Origin of the sequence: Gracilimonas sediminicola, from assembly GCF_024320785.1 — a bacterium.
GTDB classification, from domain to species: Bacteria; Bacteroidota; Rhodothermia; order Balneolales; family Balneolaceae; genus Gracilimonas; species Gracilimonas sediminicola.
The window spans coordinates 904,420-919,528 of record NZ_JANDBC010000001.1; the positions used below are offsets into that span (position 1 = coordinate 904,420).

The following is a 15,109-nucleotide window of genomic DNA, read 5'->3' on the forward strand; positions in this document are numbered from 1 at the left end:
CCTAAGATTCTTCCTCTTCTTCTGCGTAGATACTGTCGATTTGTTCTTTGTATTTCTCGTTGATCACATTTCGTTTAATTTTAAGCGTGGGTGTGATTTCTCCGTCATCAATGGTAAACTGATCTTTCAACAGCTTGAACTTTTTCACTTTCTCCCACTTGGAAAGCTCCTCGTTCACTTTGTCTATTTCCTTCTGAATTCGCTTGATCACATACTTATTCTCAGTAGGATTATCTTCCGGGAAGTCGTGTCCGGTTGACTTAAACCGTTTCTTCATGTTCTCCCAGTTCGGGACGATCAATGCACCACAAAATTTATGCTCACTTCCCACAACCACAGCTTGCTCAATAAACCCGCTGTTTACCAATGCATTCTCTATGGGTTGCGGAGCTACATATTTACCCGTTGAAAGTTTAAAAAGCGATTTCTTCCGGTCGGTTACAAACAACCAGCCATCTTCATCAATATGCCCGATGTCTCCGGTATGAAACCAGCCGTCTTTATCTATTGCCTCCTCGGTTTTTTCCGGCATTTTGTAATAGCCTTTCATGATGTTCGGACCTTTAGCCAGAATTTCTCCATCTTCGGCAATTTTGAGCTCCACATCCACCAGCGGCTTTCCGGATGAACCGATTCTGAGTTCCCCCACAGGTGGCCCGGTTAGTACCGGGGAAGTTTCCGTAAGACCATACCCCAGTCCGCAATAAATCCCGATTCCGTTCATAAAGCGTGCGATATTCGGTGAAAGCGCGGCTCCCCCCACATTAAGCCCCACCAGGTTTCCACCAAACATTTCCCGGATTTTAGCATACACCAGCTTGTCGGCAATTTTCCATTTCCAGGAAGCCGGCGGATCTTCCGGATCATATTCTTCAGCTAAATTAACCGCCCAATAGTACAGCTGTTTCTTCAACCCGCTAAATTCCTGACCCTTTACTTTTATGCCGGTTACAATCTTCTCCAAAAGCCGTGGGACGGTAACCATATAGATTGGCTTCACGGTTTGAAAATCATCCCGTATCTCCTCCACCTCATCGATGTAATAAGGAGGAACCCCCACATAGGCATAGATATAAGATGCCGTTCGTTCAAACATATGCGCCAGCGGCAGGTAGGAAAGCACCTTTGGTTCATCGTGCTCTTTAGGGTCGAAAGGAAAAATTTCGTGCGAGGCCAGGGCGTTCCCGGCAATATTGTTGTGGGTCAGCATCACTCCTTTCGGTACACCGGTGGTCCCTGATGTATAGATCAGTGTGGCAAGGTCATCGGGTTGCACATCACTGCGAAGCTTATCAAACAAATTCGGATCTTCCTCCCCCTTCTTATGCCCTATTTCCAGGATATCATCAAAAGTCTTGAGCTTGTTATGGTTTGAACCGAGAATGGAAATGATCGCCTTTACGTTTTCGACACCCTTAATCAGCGGCTTGGTTTCCGCAAACACTTCATCGTTAGATACAAAATGAACCTTAGCCTCCGAATTCTCCAGGATGTACTTGATCTGCTCGCCGGGCTGAGTGGTATAAATAGGCACTACAACCGCGCCCAAGGATAAAATGGCCTGGTCTATTACCAACCACTCGGTACTGTTTTCAGCATGCAGAGAAACCTTATCTCCTTTCCGAACGCCCAGCTCATACAAGCCCATAGCCAGGTCGTGTACCATTTGGTTAAAATCATCGATGGTTGTTTCAATCCATTTTCCATCCCGCTTTACAGCCGAATATATCCCTGTTTCATTTTTTTCAATTCCTTCAGAGACGACAGACAAAATCGTGGTAGGTTCGTATTTCATATTATTTTCCTATCATGTTTGCGTGTATTTTCTAATATACACTTTCACTATTCATTTGAAAGCGGTTCCACTCTTTATTTTAATAACTTAACACTGTTAATCAAATTCAAATTTCATGTTCATCCAAGAGGATCTAAAAAAGAAAGCCGAAATTTATTTCAACTTTTCCCATAAGCATATGGGGCATGCTTTGGGGATGGAGTTTGAGCACGTGGCCAAAGACAAAATGGTAGCCACCATGCCGGTAAATGAAAATTCGGTGCAACCATTCGGGGTATTACATGGTGGAGCTTCTGTTGCCCTCGCCGAAACGTTGTGTTCGGTAGGCGGCTGGTTTCAATTGGAAGATTCCAGCCAAACAGTGGTAGGGGTGGAGATAAACGCCAATCATATCCGGTCCGTGAAGATGGGAGGCAAAGTAACAGGAACTGCAAAGCCTGTTCATATTGGTAGAAAAATTCAGGTCTGGGAATGTGAGCTACGGGATGAACGGGAAAAGCTGGTGTGTTCTTCGCGCTGTACCCTGGCTGTGATTAATCGACCTGATAGTTGATATTTCAGTGGTTCGTAAATTCGTTATTCGCAAATCTTTAATCGGGTTATCGCAATTCTGCTAATTTGATTGGTGATGGATTGAGCTACCGGTTTTCGATGAACTATTTATTTTTCACCCTGAGCAAATATCACCATTGGTAACTTAACTCCCCTTCAATCCACTGCCATATCTTTGCTATCTTCCGACTCAATGAATGAATCGTTTAAAACTTTCATCTTAGAATGCACCGGTGCTACCTCCATCAGCGATGAGGTAGTTATACAGGAGCTTTGGAGTGGTTACGGAAAGATCCTCCGCATACATCTCGAAGGAGCGCAGGTTTCCAGTGTGGTGGTAAAGCACGTTCAAACGGAAAAGTCCCAACAGCATCCCCGGGGTTGGAACACCGATATCGGCCATCAGCGCAAGCTCAAGTCTTATGAAGTGGAAACCACCTGGTACGAGCAGTACAGTCATCAATCCAAAGCCCGGCTACCCCGCTGTTTGGCCATTAATCATAAGGAGCATGAAGTACTTATGGTCCTGGAAGACCTCAATGCCTCCGGTTACCCGCTCCGAAAAACGTCGGTAAGCTGGCAAGAAATCACCCCAATTCTAAAATGGCTGGCGGATTTTCATGGCAGTTTCTTGGGTATGGTCCCGGAGGGATTATGGGATCAGGGCACCTACTGGCATTTAGAAACTCGCCCTCAGGAACTTGAGGCATTAAGCGACGAGCGCCTGAAAAAGGCCGCCTCCATTATTGATCAAAAACTGAAAGCCTGCAGGTTTAAGACTTTTGTGCACGGAGACGCAAAGCTGGCAAATTTTTGTTTTTCGGAGCGGGGAGAAGTTGCAGCCGTAGACTTTCAGTATGTGGGAGGAGGCTGTGGCATGAAAGATCTGGCCTATTTTATCGGAAGCTGCCTGGATGAGGAAGACTGTGAAGCCCTCGAGGAACAGATTCTGGACACCTATTTCAGCTATTTACAACAGTCAACGGGCGAGCAAAACCCAGACCTTGAAAAGGAATGGCGGCCTTTATACCGGGTAGCCTGGGCAGATTTCCACCGTTTTCTGAAGGGATGGAGCCCGGAGCACTGGAAAATCAACAGCTATAGTGAGCGTGTAACCAACGAAGTGATAAACACCCTATTGGATGAACCTGTTACCTCTTAAAGAAACTGCTATGGAAGCCGCATTAGCTGCCGGCCGCATCATAAAATCTTATTTGGATACTACCATTGATGTGAAGGTAAAGCCTGATGGCGGAAGTAATTATGCCTCTCAAATCGTCACTAAAGTGGACAAGGAATGTGAAGATGAGATTCTTTCATACTTGCTTCCCACTTGTGAAGAACATGATATAGCCCTGCTAACAGAAGAAACCGAAGACGATGGCAGCCGGTTTGAAAAAGATTATTTCTGGTGTGTTGACCCCATCGACGGCACCCTGGCCTTAAGCCGTAAAATACCAGATTTCTCGGTATCTATAGCCCTTGTTTCCCGGGGTGGAACACCTGTCATCGGTGTCATTTACGACCCCAGCACTGAAACCATGTATCATGCTGCCAAAGGCCACAGGGTTTTTAAAAATGATAAACTCTGGAAACGGCCCAAACCAAATAATTACCTGACCCATATTACCGACAAACCGTTGACCAAGACTCCCCGGCCGGATGAGCTGATGAGGCATCTTTATCATAAAGTGGGTGAACTAAATTTATCAGGCTTAAAAGTAATTCAGGGCGGCGGCTCGGTTCTGAACGCCATCAAAGTAGTACAACATACTCCCGCCAATATGATTAAGCACCCCAAGAAAGAAATTGGCGGAGGCAGTCTTTGGGATTTCGCGGCCACTGCCTGCATATTTCACGAACTTGGATTCCGAGCCACAAACTTTAATGGCGACCCGCTGGACCTGAACAGAAAAGACAGCACCTTTATGCACCATGAGGGAATTTATTATGAATGCGTAGAGTATTTAGCCGGGTTGTAAATGTTTCGGTGATTCGTAAATTCGTTATTCGTAAATTCGTTATTCGTTATTCGTTATTCGTTATTCGGAAATCGTTAATCGGTTAATCGCTGTTCGCATTGATTTGCGATGGACGATTTTGCTGTTATAATCCTTGCGCTCGTAACGAAGATTCGTTATTCGCTGTTCTCCCACTTTCAAAAGAAAGTCACATTAGCTATTATCGGGCATGGAAAATAAACCGACCTCAGAACCCAAGTGGCTCAAAGACTACACCATCGTACTGGTATTGGGCGTTGCCTACATCTTGTTATTTCTGATCTTCACCACAACCTTCAATCTGCCCTGATTTATGAGCTGGATTGACTGGTCGGTTTTAATCGCTTTTCTTGGATATACCGTTTGGGATGGAACCCGTCAGGGTAAAGACGCCTCTACCATTGAAGGCTACCTGCTTGCCAACCGCTCGATGCCCTGGTGGGCGGCCGGACTTTCGGTCATGGCAACCCAGGCCTCGGCCATCACCTTTATCGGAACAACCGGAATTGCCTATGTAGAAGACATGCGCTTTGTGCAAACCTACCTGGCTATTCCATTTGCCATGATTTTCATCTGCATGTTTCTGGTTCCTTTCTTCAACAAAATGCAGAATTTTACGGCTTATGAAGTGCTTGAAGAACGATTTGGGTTGAAAACAAGGCTAACTACAGCCGGACTTTTTCTGATCTCCCGAGGCCTGGCACTGGGCGTTGTGATTGCGGCTCCTTCTTATGTTTTATCATTGCTGCTGGGGCTTCCTCTGAATGTCACCATCATAATTATTGGAGTAATCGCTACGGCATATACTACAGTTGGGGGAATTGCCGGCGTTATCAATACCGATGTGAAACAAATGGCCATTATGATGTTCGGGCTCATTTTTTCTTTTGGGTTGATTTGGGTCAACCTCCCGGAAGAAGTCAATTTTAATGATGCTCTGTATCTTGCCGGAAGCCTGGATAAGCTGACCGCCCTCGATCTGAATTTTGACCTTTCTGAGAAGTACAATGTATGGAGCGGAGTTATTGCCGCTTTCTTTCTGATGGCCTCCTATTTCGGGACCGACCAAACGCAGGTTCAGCGTTACCTCACAACCGATTCGGTCAAAAATGCACGAAAATCATTACTTCTAACAGCTTATGCTAAAGTCCCCATGCAGTTCTTTATCCTGCTTCTTGGGGTGATGCTGTACGTATTTTTCATTTTTAACCCTGCACCTGCTTCTTTCCGTGCTACCGAACCGGTGGCCGAAACGCAGGAATACCAACTGGCGGAAGAACGAATCCTGAAAGAGTATCAGCTGGCTCATATTGCCCGGGAAGGTGCGGCCCTCGAAGCTGTCCAAAACCGAAATCCGGGAACCCAGCAAGCGTTTGTCAATGCCGACAAAGAGATGAATGAAGCTCGTCAGGCTGACCTGGCACTGCAGGCCGAAATCCAACAAGCGGACGTTAACGACACCAACTACATCTTCCCCTATTTTATCCTGAACCATGTGCCCATCGGAATTATCGGGTTGATCGTGGGCGGGATTTTTGCGGCAGCCCTCAGTAGTATCGACAGTGAACTGAATGCTTTAACCACGGTTTCTATTGTCGATTGGTATCAGCGCCTGAAAGGAGACGTTCATACCGAAGCACACTATGTTAAATCATCAAGAGGTGTAACCTTTATGTGGGGAGCCATTGCTACCGTCTCTGCCCTCTTACTTGGGGAAACGAAATCGATTATTGAATTGGTAAACCAGATCGGCAGCTATTTTTATGGTTCTATTCTCGGCGTATTTGTGCTCCTCCTTTGGGTGAAACGAGCCACAGGAACGGGTGCTTTGGTGGGGCTGATTTCCGGAATGCTCTCCGTTTTTGCCTTCGACCGGCTTTTCTATAATGCCACAACCGCTGATTATTCCTTCATCTTTCCCTGGAACGAGGTGCCTGATGGATATGCCAAAGCCATCGAATTTCTGTGGCTGAATCCGGTTGGGACTGCGGTTGTTGTACTTGTTGGGTTTTTAGTGAGCATTGCTTTTAAGAATAGATAAACTTATTTCTGCTCAAAGTTTTCTCTTCATTTTAGTATCATTCCGGCAACATATCAATTCAAGCTGCTTGTCTATGAATCCTGAGGTTGACTGGTTTTTTGAGAAAGACACTCAATGGAAACAAGAATATGAAAGACTCAGAATGCTCATCCTGGAATGTGGACTCACGGAGGAATTGAAATGGGGTTGTCCCTGCTACACGGTTAACAAAAATAATGTAGTACTCATCCATGGGTTTAAAGATTACTGTGCTCTTCTGTTTCACAAGGGAGTGTTGCTGAAAGACCCTGAGGACATTCTGATCCAGCAAACAAAGAATGTCCAGTCAGCCCGCCAGCTTCGATTCACCAATGTTGAAGAAATTATAGACACGGAACACATCATTCAGGCGTATGTCAATGAAGCAGTTGAGGTGGAGAAATCAGGAAAAGAAGTAAAAATGAAGAAGACTTCAGAGTTTGATGTGCCTGAAGAATTTCAATCTAAACTTGATGAAGACCCCGCTTTGGAAAAGGCTTTTGAATCATTAACTCCGGGACGTCAGCGCGGATACCTACTTCACTTTTCAGGGGCTAAACAATCCAAGACACGTAAACGAAGAGTAGAAAAAGCCATTCCGGACATTCTGGAGGGAAAAGGATTACATGACTAAAGAAAAATGAACCCAGAAGTTGATCAATATCTCGATATCGGTTGCGGGCGCTGTCCGCTGGGCGGCACCCCCGATTGCAAGGTACAAGACTGGCAGGAGGAACTGAAACAGCTACGGCTCATCATCCTTGAATCGGGGCTTACAGAAGAAGTGAAATGGAGTGTGCCCTGCTACACTTTTGAAGGCAGCAACGTACTTATCCTCAGCGCCTTCAAAAACTATTGCTCGGTCAGCTTTTTTAAAGGATCTCTGCTCCAGGATCAAAACAAAATTCTTGTTAAACCCGGGAAAAATTCACAGGCAGCCCGCCTATTTAAGTTCACGAATGTTGAACAAATCAATGAATCTGAGAACACTATAAAAGAATATATCCGGGAAGCTATTGAGATTGAGAATTCCGGAAAGAAGGTGAAATTCAAAAAGAACCCGGAACCCATTCCTGAAGAGCTACAGGCAAAATTCGATGAAGACCCTATACTAAAAGAGTCTTTTGAAGCACTAACACCCGGCAGGCAACGCGGCTACATCATTCACTTCTCCGGAGCTAAGCAGTCTTCAACCCGGCAACGAAGAATTGAGAAATACATTCCAAAAATCATGGAAGGGAAAGGATTTCATGATTGATGATTAATCATTGTCAGATTCACGGATATCTGCTTCATCCCCAAACTTAGATCCTACCGGTGGGCGATAAGTTTGAAATGGAATCTTAAGCAGATTGCCCAGATTATCATTCTCGGCCGGGTCCATATGTGTATCGATGCCATACTTGAGTTCAGTCATCTCATCTACCTGGGCAAAAGTTCCAAACATTCGGTCCCAAACGGCAAAGATATTCCCATAGTTAGTATCGGTTAACGGCTGCGTATAATGGTGGTGAACTTTATGCATCAACGGTGTGATAAATACCCATGATAAAGCCCGGTCTATCTTTCTTGGCATGTTGATGTTCGCATGGGTCAGGTGCGCGAATAATGCCGATATACTTTGATAAAGGAAGACAATCCAGATTGGTGCACCTACAACTATCACCCCAATAATGGTAAAAACCATTCGGAAAACAGCTTCGCCGGGGTGGTGACGGAGCCCGGTGGTTACATCTACAGTAGTATCACTGTGGTGAACGAGATGAAATTTCCACATGAACACAACTTTATGTTCTATCCAGTGAATCAGGTAAGCACCGAAGAAATCGAGCAGCATTACTCCAACTATGGCCTGAGCCCACACCGGCATTTCAACCCATTGAAGAACGCCGAATTCGTTAGTCGTCACATAATTGGATGACCAAACCAAAAGACCGGCAAAACCCAGACCTATCACCACAAAAAAACCATTTAGCACCAGATTGATAGCTGCATGGCGTACTTTTTTATATCCAAACTCGAAGAGCGGAAAAACACCTTCAATAATCCAGAACAGAAAAATCCCGCCCACCAACATGCCCGCCCGGAAAACCGTGGGGACATCTTCAAAAAATTCAATTAATGATTCCATAGAAACAGAGTGTTAATTAGCCACCTGCTAAAGATGCTAAAACAGTGATTGATCTTCAAAATCAAAACATAAAAAAAAGCCCCCACTCAAAGTTATGAGCGGGGGCTAAAAAATTACTTAGCTGGTTTAGAAATTAATCGTCACCATCTAAAATGTCTTCAACTCTCATTTGCGCGTCCTCAAGATGCACACGGGTTGATCGGTCAAATCCACCACTTCTGAGCGCACGAGCGATATCGCGGTTCAGGATAGTAAGCTGATTTCGAACGATTGGTCGGATATCAGACTGACTTACATCAACCTGGGTCCAGCCAAGAAATTGTCTCCACTGAGCAGGAATACTTGGAAGCTCATTGTTCATCAATGATTCCATCTGTTCGATGTATGCACGCTGCAGGTTTCTGCGATGCACGTCAATATTCTCGTTTGCACGCACTTCAGTGAAGATACCATTTCGCAGGTCATCCATCATTTCAAAAGCGGTGTAAACATCACCGGAAGCTCGTCGCTCAAATTCAATCAGGCGAGCAATACGTTGAGCATCTGCTACACTACCAAGTACATTCTCCTGGTAGTTTCTGAAGTTATCAATTGCAGATGACTGGTTCACGCGGCTCAGGATTTCATCACTGAATGCCCAGGTTGGTGAACTGAATGCATGCTGCTGCAGAAACTCCATGGCATCACGTTGTGTAGCTTCGGGTACCGGCTCGTAAACTGCACCGTCCTGCTCATAGGTTTTATGATTCTCATACACACCGCCAATATTGCTGAGTGCATGGCCCATGTAGCGGTACCACTGGCTGAGGACATTGCCGTACAGTTCTTCCAGCTCTTCGAAGTTAGCTCCATCTCTCTCTGTCCAGTCAATCAGGTTTTCAGTAATAACCTGAAGGTTGGCAAGACCAAGTTCACCGGCTTCCATAGCATTGTTGGTGAGGTCTTCATTCTGAGAACGAGGATCAATTTTACTTCCTGTCTGACGACCATAGAAATAAACCGGATCATCAGCTCTTTCGATAGTCCACTCATTCAGAGTAGCTTCGATTTCTTCGTCACTCATGTCATCCGGGAACCAGGTATATCCCCATTTGGTCACCCATTTGTCATATTCACCAACAGCAGGATAGAAATTTGTAACTCCGTCACCGGGCTGAGCCACATAGTTGAAACGGGCATAATCCATAATGGAAGGTGCGGTTCCGTGGTTTGAGGTAAACTCAGGATCGCGAAGCTGATCTACCGTGTAGGCATAACTTGAACCCCAGTTGTGAGGGAAACCAAGTGTGTGACCTACTTCGTGAGCAGATACAAATCGAATCAGTTCACCCATAATTTCATCATCAAATTCCACACCTCGGGCATCCGGGTTAGCTGCGGCCGTTTGAATGAAGAACCAGTTGCGAAGCAGGTTCATCACGTTGTGGTACCAGCCAATGTCACTTTCCAGTATCTGTCCGCTTCTTGGGTCATGTACATGCGGACCGTAGGCATTTTGCACCGGAGATGCGAAGTACCGGATTACAGAATAGCGCACATCTTCCGGGCTGAACTCAGGATCTTCTTCTTTGGTAGGAGGAAGTTTACCCATGATAGCATTTTTGAAACCGGCGGCCTCAAAAGCCACTTGCCAGTCATCCACACCCTGAATCAGATATTCTCTCCATTTCTTAGGTGTAGCAGGGTCTACATAATAAATAATCGGATTTTCAGGCTCTACCAGCTCATCACTTTCGCCGTTTAACCAGGCGATGTAGGCTTCTTTATCTTTAGGAACCAGTTTCCAGCGGGTGATGTCGCGTATTTGCTTCGCCTTTTGAGCATTATCCGTGTACTTGGTTTTCTGAACACTGAAGAATCCGACTCGCTGATCGTACGAACGAGATCTCATTTCCTCTTCCGGAAGTACAATCATACTATGGTTCAACTCCAGAGAAATAGTTCCGGTAGAAGAGTTTGAAGGAGGATTACTGGCGTCATATGTAATCAGATTCCGCGCTTCAATATTCTTAGGGTAACTGTTGATGTGCTCAATAAAAGTTCGGCTGCCATCAACACGGCGCACCTGATATTCTCGTCTGTCACCGCTATCCAATCCTAAAGATGGGATGTCATCAGTAAACAGGCTGGTGATTTCAACTACGGAACCGGTTGAGTCTTCGTTCAGAGCGGCAATATCAAACGATGCGATAATGGGCTCGAAGTTCGAATTTCTTACCGCTTCATAAATGGGCATCGTATCTGAGGCAACGTTCTCGTAGGAAACGTGGCGCAGCAGAATCTTGTCTTGTTTCTTTTGCCACCGCACGATTTGAGTATTCAGCTTTTCGCCGCCGTAACCCAGGTTATCGGCCGTTTTAGCAATACGACTCACTAATAGCATTTCGCGGTCTAAAAGGTCATCGGGAATTTCGTAATAATATTTGTCGTCAACTTTATGCACATCAAACAGACCTTCGTCTGTTTCGGCATCTTTGGTGATTACATCACTGTATTTCTTCATCCCGTCATCGCTGCCAGGGCCACCACGCATTCCGCGCGTTGGGTTTTCTGAAGAACTTGCGGCTTGTTCTGCTGTTTTACACCCTGCAAATACAAAGGTAAAACTCAGAAGCAATACGGCAAGTTTGGTAAAAGTATTTTTTCCGTAGTTCATGGTTCCTCGTTAGTTCTTAATTGGTAAATAATCAGATAGGTGAAAGTGAGGCTACTTTGCCTGCTAATCAAGTAGTAGCGGGTAATTGATGTGTAAAAATATTAAAAGAACCCTCTCAGCGGAGGTGTTCCACGAACCAACCTTCTGTCCATTCCAGCACTTCAGCAAAAGGTTTGGGGAAATCCTGGTCTTCAAAAGGATGTGCAGCTCCATACGTATGCGTGCCGTTGGCAACCAACCGAAGCTCTTTGTCCCGGGCTTCGCAGGCAATATGCAGTTTTTCTGAGTTGGTATAAGTCACAGCTTCGTCATCCCTGCCATGAATAAAAAGGGTCGGGATTCTCAAATCCTTCACCCGCTCCATCGCTATAACCCGTTCTGCATTATCCACGGAGTCTTCATATACCACTTTCCCGACCTTCATCTTCTGTCCGGTGCGGCTGTTCTCAATTTCAGTATAACCCTGTTCTTCCCAATCTTTTTTCATTTCTTCGGTCCAGCGCTCCCGATAATCAGCCACAGCTGACCATGTGACTAAACACTGTACAGGAGCATATTCAACAGCTGCCGAGATAGCTGTTTGCCCACCACGGGAATGCCCCAACAATCCAATCACATCTGTATTTAGATTGGAGTGGTTATCTGTAATCTCTCCTTTTTGCAGCGCATCAATCACGGTACCTACATCATCAAGGTCCTGTGAAAGTGTTTCCCTTTCGAAAAGCTCCAACTCAGTGAATTCGGTCTTATTGTCACCGATTCCATTGAGTGAAAAATTCATGGCAACTACTCCATACCCGGCCCGTGCCAGTTCTTCGCAAACATCCGGAAATGGTCCCCAGTCTTTGAAACCTTTTAATCCGTGCAGGAAAATAATGACCGGAAAGCTCAGTCCGTTTCTTGAAATAGGTGAATACAAATCATAACGGATCGGCAACCCTTCATTAGATTCTACCTGTCCGGATGAAATCGAAATACTGCTAATCTCCATGTAATATGTGTTTATTTGCCTTTATTAAAGTCTAATGTCTCAAGCTTAACCAATTTTCGCAGGTTATTAATTTCATTTTGGCGAAGATATCTCCATCTCCCCATCGGAACGTCTTTTAGCGTGAGTCCTGCATATTCAATCCGTTTGAGTTTGGTTACTTCTGTTCCGTGAAATTCTACCATGCGGCGAATCAATCGGTTCCGGCCTTCAAAAACTGACATCTCAAAGGTATATGGGTCATCCACAAATTGGGTAATGTTATATCCCTTAGCGATCCCGTCTTCCAGTTCAACACCTTCGAGATACTGTTCAAGCTGCCCTTCCGAAAGAGGATTTTCTGTGGAAACCTGATAGGTTTTTCGAACCTCATAACTGGGGTGCATCAACCGATGTGCCAGGTCGCCATCGTTAGTCAGCACGAGTAACCCGGTGGTGTTTCTGTCCAGCCGGCCCACGGGATATACGCGATAACCGGTGGCATCTTCAATCTGATCCATTACCGTTGTCCGGTCGCGGTCATCGTCTGTTGTAGTAATTACATCTTTGGACTTATGAAGCAGCAGATACACAAACGGTTCCAAACTCAGGTTTTGGCCATCAACCACCACAGAATCTTTACGCCTGACTTTAGTTCCTAACTCTGTAGTTACTTGCCCATTAACCTGAACCTTACCCGCAGAAATATACTCGTCCGCATCACGGCGGGAGCAAAACCCGGCATGGGCTATAAATTTATTCAACCTGATTTCTTCGTCTTTGGAATAATTCTGATCAACGGTGGCTGCTTTTTTAGAGTCCGCCTTATTCTTGGGTCTTCTCTTTCCTGATTTATTTCCACCTTTATGGTTACTCATTCTTCCTCGTTAGTTTCTCTTTCTTCATTTTCATTTTCAGGCTGAGCTTGTTCTTCCTCAACCTCTTCATGTTCTTCTGATTCTCTGACTGCCTTCTTTTCCTGGTATTCGGTCAGCAATTCTTCGGCAACGTCTTCTTTGGTAACTTCTTCATCTTCATCATTCATTTCCTCCATCATAAGCTGACGCTCCATCAATAACTGACGATGCTCAGCCATATCATCATCCTTCAGAATTTCATCGATCTCGCGTGGCTTCGGCAATTCATCCACCGAGTTAATTCCAAAATGACGCAGAAAATGCTTTGTAGTTCGGTATAAGAGCGGCTTTCCGGGACTATCGGCTCGGCCGGAAACTTCAATCAATGCTTTCTCCATCAGCTGTCGCAAGATGTACCCGGAGTCAACACCGCGAATCTGGTCCACTTCCGGCTTGGTGATGGGCTGGCGATAGGCCACAATGGCAAGCGACTCAATCGCTGACTGCGACAGCTTCCGGTAGGCATTTTCGTGCTGAAAGATGCTGAGCCAGTAATGATATTTCTTCTGGGTGACAAAGGTATACCCCCCACCCAGCGCCTGAATACGAAAGCTCAGTCCATTTTCATCATAGCGTTCGTTCAGCTTGTCAACGAAATCAGATACCGTTTCTTCGGTAATTTCAATCTGTTCTTCATTATCAACAATGATTTCCCGGATTTTAGAACCGGGAATAGGCTCCTCACTGGCAAAAATCAGTGCTTCAATCACCGATGAAAGCCGGGTGCCATCAACAAATTCATAATCGTTTCTCATCGAAAGTGGTCATAAAATTCAAAATTGCCGGCTTTCAAAATGCCGGCTGACAAAGATTTTAATATACAGCCTAATAAAGAGCTAACAAAAAACTGTGCCGTGAAAGATTATATACGTTTGTAGCAAATCAACCTGTTTTCATCCTTTCTGATAACTCTGTAGCCCAGAAGGTGAAAAATTTCCTTCACGAAGAACCGCGCAATGGTAAGATTTACGGAATAAGCACCGGGTTGAAATTCTTCTACCCCGGGCAGATAATGCAGATAGTTGTTAAGGAAGCTGTCTCTGAAAATCGAAGATATTTCGAGCCAGAAAGGTGAACGTCCTTTAAGAATAAAAAAGCCGTCATTTCCTTTCTTCTGATATAGAGGCATAAATATGAATCCGGATACAGGGGCATTAATTCTCTGATGATCGTCATAAGCCAGAAAATCTCCTTTCCGTATGCTGTCAAAATTTACATACCCCTTTTTCATCCTGAAAGTTAAAGGGTCTTCGACCATATAATGATGATCAATTTCATAGTATTTGATGGGGATATCCGACTCAGGCCTTAGTTTCTCTTCAAGTTGCCTTAGCTCCTTAATTCCCAGATTCACAATGTTGACGTAATCGAGATATATCCAAAGAAAGGCTTCGGTTCGCTCGATTGAAAGTGGGTCGGTGTGGCTGCCTGCTTCAAAACCAATCGCAGGGTAACCCAGATCGTTGATATAACTGAGTAATGTTCCGTGTATAGATTCTTCGATTCCCAGTATTTGGGGAACCGGAAACCGCAAGGCAATTCTGCGGTTTTCAAGCGTATCATTAAAGGGAATGAATGCACAGCTTTTAGCCGATGTAGTATGTAAATCAATGAAGTAAATCTCCTTCATATCATCACTGTATCTGCCAATCAGTCCCTTAATAATCTCCCTTATTTCCAGGGCCTCCTTCCATTCAGCTGATTCACGCAATTCATCGGAACCTGAGTCAAGCTCGTTCCAAATTCGGTTCAGATCAAAATCTATATATCTTACCCCTTCTTCTATCGCAGTTTTATTACCGCTTATCATATACACCGAACCCTGCATATCACCTTTCATGGATTCAAGGGCATTGGCAATCTGCTTGCAAGCATTTATCCCGGCCGTCTCATTTCCATGCACTCCCGCAAAAACCACAAATATGGGACCTACTTCTGCTTCATGACTCCATATTATCCTGTTTGTATCGTCCTTTTTTTGTTCTGTTTCCTTTTCGTTGTGCATTAAGTTGACGGTCAATACTTCGGTGCT

At 45.0% G+C, this 15,109-nt stretch carries 13 protein-coding genes; 6 read left to right on the forward strand and 7 right to left on the reverse strand.

The features are described from left to right. Position 1: 1 nt before the first annotated feature. Positions 2–1,795 (reverse strand): AMP-dependent synthetase/ligase, encoded by a 1,794-nt coding sequence (locus NM125_RS04160; RefSeq protein WP_255133155.1) that lies wholly within the window; start codon positions 1,793–1,795, stop codon positions 2–4. Positions 1,796–1,910: 115 nt separating this feature from the next. Between NM125_RS04160 and NM125_RS04165 the strand changes: the two genes are divergently transcribed. The 6 genes from NM125_RS04165 to NM125_RS04190 all read left to right on the forward strand — a co-directional run bounded on the left by NM125_RS04165 (position 1,911) and on the right by NM125_RS04190 (position 7,664). Next, positions 1,911–2,348, forward strand: a complete 438-nt coding sequence (locus NM125_RS04165; RefSeq protein WP_255133157.1) for a hotdog fold thioesterase — start codon at positions 1,911–1,913, stop codon at positions 2,346–2,348. 192 nt (positions 2,349–2,540) lie between these two features. After that, the gene (locus NM125_RS04170; protein WP_255133159.1) at positions 2,541–3,509 is read left to right on the forward strand and encodes an oxidoreductase family protein; all 969 of its coding nucleotides are present in this window, start codon (positions 2,541–2,543) and stop codon (positions 3,507–3,509) included. Next, a complete protein-coding gene (locus NM125_RS04175; RefSeq protein ID WP_255133161.1) occupies positions 3,490–4,329 on the forward strand; it encodes a 3'(2'),5'-bisphosphate nucleotidase CysQ family protein in 840 nt (279 codons plus the stop codon). The genes NM125_RS04170 and NM125_RS04175 overlap by 20 nt, the downstream gene beginning before the upstream one ends. Positions 4,330–4,660: 331 nt before the next feature. Continuing rightward, on the forward strand, positions 4,661–6,388 hold the full coding sequence (locus NM125_RS04180; protein ID WP_255133163.1) for a sodium:solute symporter family protein: 1,728 nt from the start codon (positions 4,661–4,663) through the stop codon (positions 6,386–6,388). Between the two features lie 73 nt (positions 6,389–6,461). Beyond that, positions 6,462–7,040, forward strand: a complete 579-nt coding sequence (locus tag NM125_RS04185; RefSeq protein WP_255133164.1) for a YdeI/OmpD-associated family protein — start codon at positions 6,462–6,464, stop codon at positions 7,038–7,040. Between the two features lie 6 nt (positions 7,041–7,046). Continuing rightward, on the forward strand, positions 7,047–7,664 hold the full coding sequence (locus NM125_RS04190; RefSeq protein ID WP_255133166.1) for a YdeI/OmpD-associated family protein: 618 nt from the start codon (positions 7,047–7,049) through the stop codon (positions 7,662–7,664). Between the two features lie 3 nt (positions 7,665–7,667). On the opposite strand, the gene NM125_RS04195 is transcribed toward NM125_RS04190, so the two are convergent. From NM125_RS04195 to NM125_RS04220, 6 genes are all read right to left on the reverse strand, one after another. Next, positions 7,668–8,537, reverse strand: a complete 870-nt coding sequence (locus tag NM125_RS04195; RefSeq protein WP_255133168.1) for a sterol desaturase family protein — start codon at positions 8,535–8,537, stop codon at positions 7,668–7,670. 133 nt (positions 8,538–8,670) lie between these two features. Next, positions 8,671–11,193: a zinc-dependent metalloprotease gene (locus tag NM125_RS04200; protein WP_255133170.1), complete on the reverse strand. Its 2,523-nt coding sequence runs from the start codon at positions 11,191–11,193 to the stop codon at positions 8,671–8,673. Between the two features lie 115 nt (positions 11,194–11,308). After that, entirely contained in the window at positions 11,309–12,184 is an 876-nt protein-coding gene (locus NM125_RS04205; protein WP_255133172.1) for an alpha/beta hydrolase family protein, read from the reverse strand. Positions 12,185–12,195: 11 nt separating this feature from the next. Next, a complete protein-coding gene (locus tag NM125_RS04210; RefSeq protein ID WP_255133174.1) occupies positions 12,196–13,038 on the reverse strand; it encodes a pseudouridine synthase in 843 nt (280 codons plus the stop codon). Continuing rightward, positions 13,035–13,832: an SMC-Scp complex subunit ScpB gene (gene scpB / locus NM125_RS04215; protein WP_255133175.1), complete on the reverse strand. Its 798-nt coding sequence runs from the start codon at positions 13,830–13,832 to the stop codon at positions 13,035–13,037. The genes NM125_RS04210 and scpB overlap by 4 nt, the downstream gene beginning before the upstream one ends. Positions 13,833–13,939: 107 nt before the next feature. Next, positions 13,940–15,082 (reverse strand): succinylglutamate desuccinylase/aspartoacylase domain-containing protein, encoded by a 1,143-nt coding sequence (locus NM125_RS04220; RefSeq protein ID WP_255133176.1) that lies wholly within the window; start codon positions 15,080–15,082, stop codon positions 13,940–13,942. Positions 15,083–15,109: the final 27 nt, after the last annotated feature.

What these genes read in the sequence shown, in the direction of transcription:
- NM125_RS04160 (WP_255133155.1), bottom strand. Translation starts at nt 1,795, where the DNA reads ATGAAATACGAACCTACCACGATTTTGTCTGTCGTCTCTGAAGGAATT.
- NM125_RS04165 (WP_255133157.1), top strand. Translation starts at nt 1,911, where the DNA reads ATGTTCATCCAAGAGGATCTAAAAAAGAAAGCCGAAATTTATTTCAAC.
- NM125_RS04170 (WP_255133159.1), top strand. Translation starts at nt 2,541, where the DNA reads ATGAATGAATCGTTTAAAACTTTCATCTTAGAATGCACCGGTGCTACC.
- NM125_RS04175 (WP_255133161.1), top strand. Translation starts at nt 3,490, where the DNA reads ATGAACCTGTTACCTCTTAAAGAAACTGCTATGGAAGCCGCATTAGCT.
- NM125_RS04180 (WP_255133163.1), top strand. Translation starts at nt 4,661, where the DNA reads ATGAGCTGGATTGACTGGTCGGTTTTAATCGCTTTTCTTGGATATACC.
- NM125_RS04185 (WP_255133164.1), top strand. Translation starts at nt 6,462, where the DNA reads ATGAATCCTGAGGTTGACTGGTTTTTTGAGAAAGACACTCAATGGAAA.
- NM125_RS04190 (WP_255133166.1), top strand. Translation starts at nt 7,047, where the DNA reads ATGAACCCAGAAGTTGATCAATATCTCGATATCGGTTGCGGGCGCTGT.
- NM125_RS04195 (WP_255133168.1), bottom strand. Translation starts at nt 8,537, where the DNA reads ATGGAATCATTAATTGAATTTTTTGAAGATGTCCCCACGGTTTTCCGG.
- NM125_RS04200 (WP_255133170.1), bottom strand. Translation starts at nt 11,193, where the DNA reads ATGAACTACGGAAAAAATACTTTTACCAAACTTGCCGTATTGCTTCTG.
- NM125_RS04205 (WP_255133172.1), bottom strand. Translation starts at nt 12,184, where the DNA reads ATGGAGATTAGCAGTATTTCGATTTCATCCGGACAGGTAGAATCTAAT.
- NM125_RS04210 (WP_255133174.1), bottom strand. Translation starts at nt 13,038, where the DNA reads ATGAGTAACCATAAAGGTGGAAATAAATCAGGAAAGAGAAGACCCAAG.
- scpB (WP_255133175.1), bottom strand. Translation starts at nt 13,832, where the DNA reads ATGAGAAACGATTATGAATTTGTTGATGGCACCCGGCTTTCATCGGTG.
- NM125_RS04220 (WP_255133176.1), bottom strand. Translation starts at nt 15,082, where the DNA reads ATGCACAACGAAAAGGAAACAGAACAAAAAAAGGACGATACAAACAGG.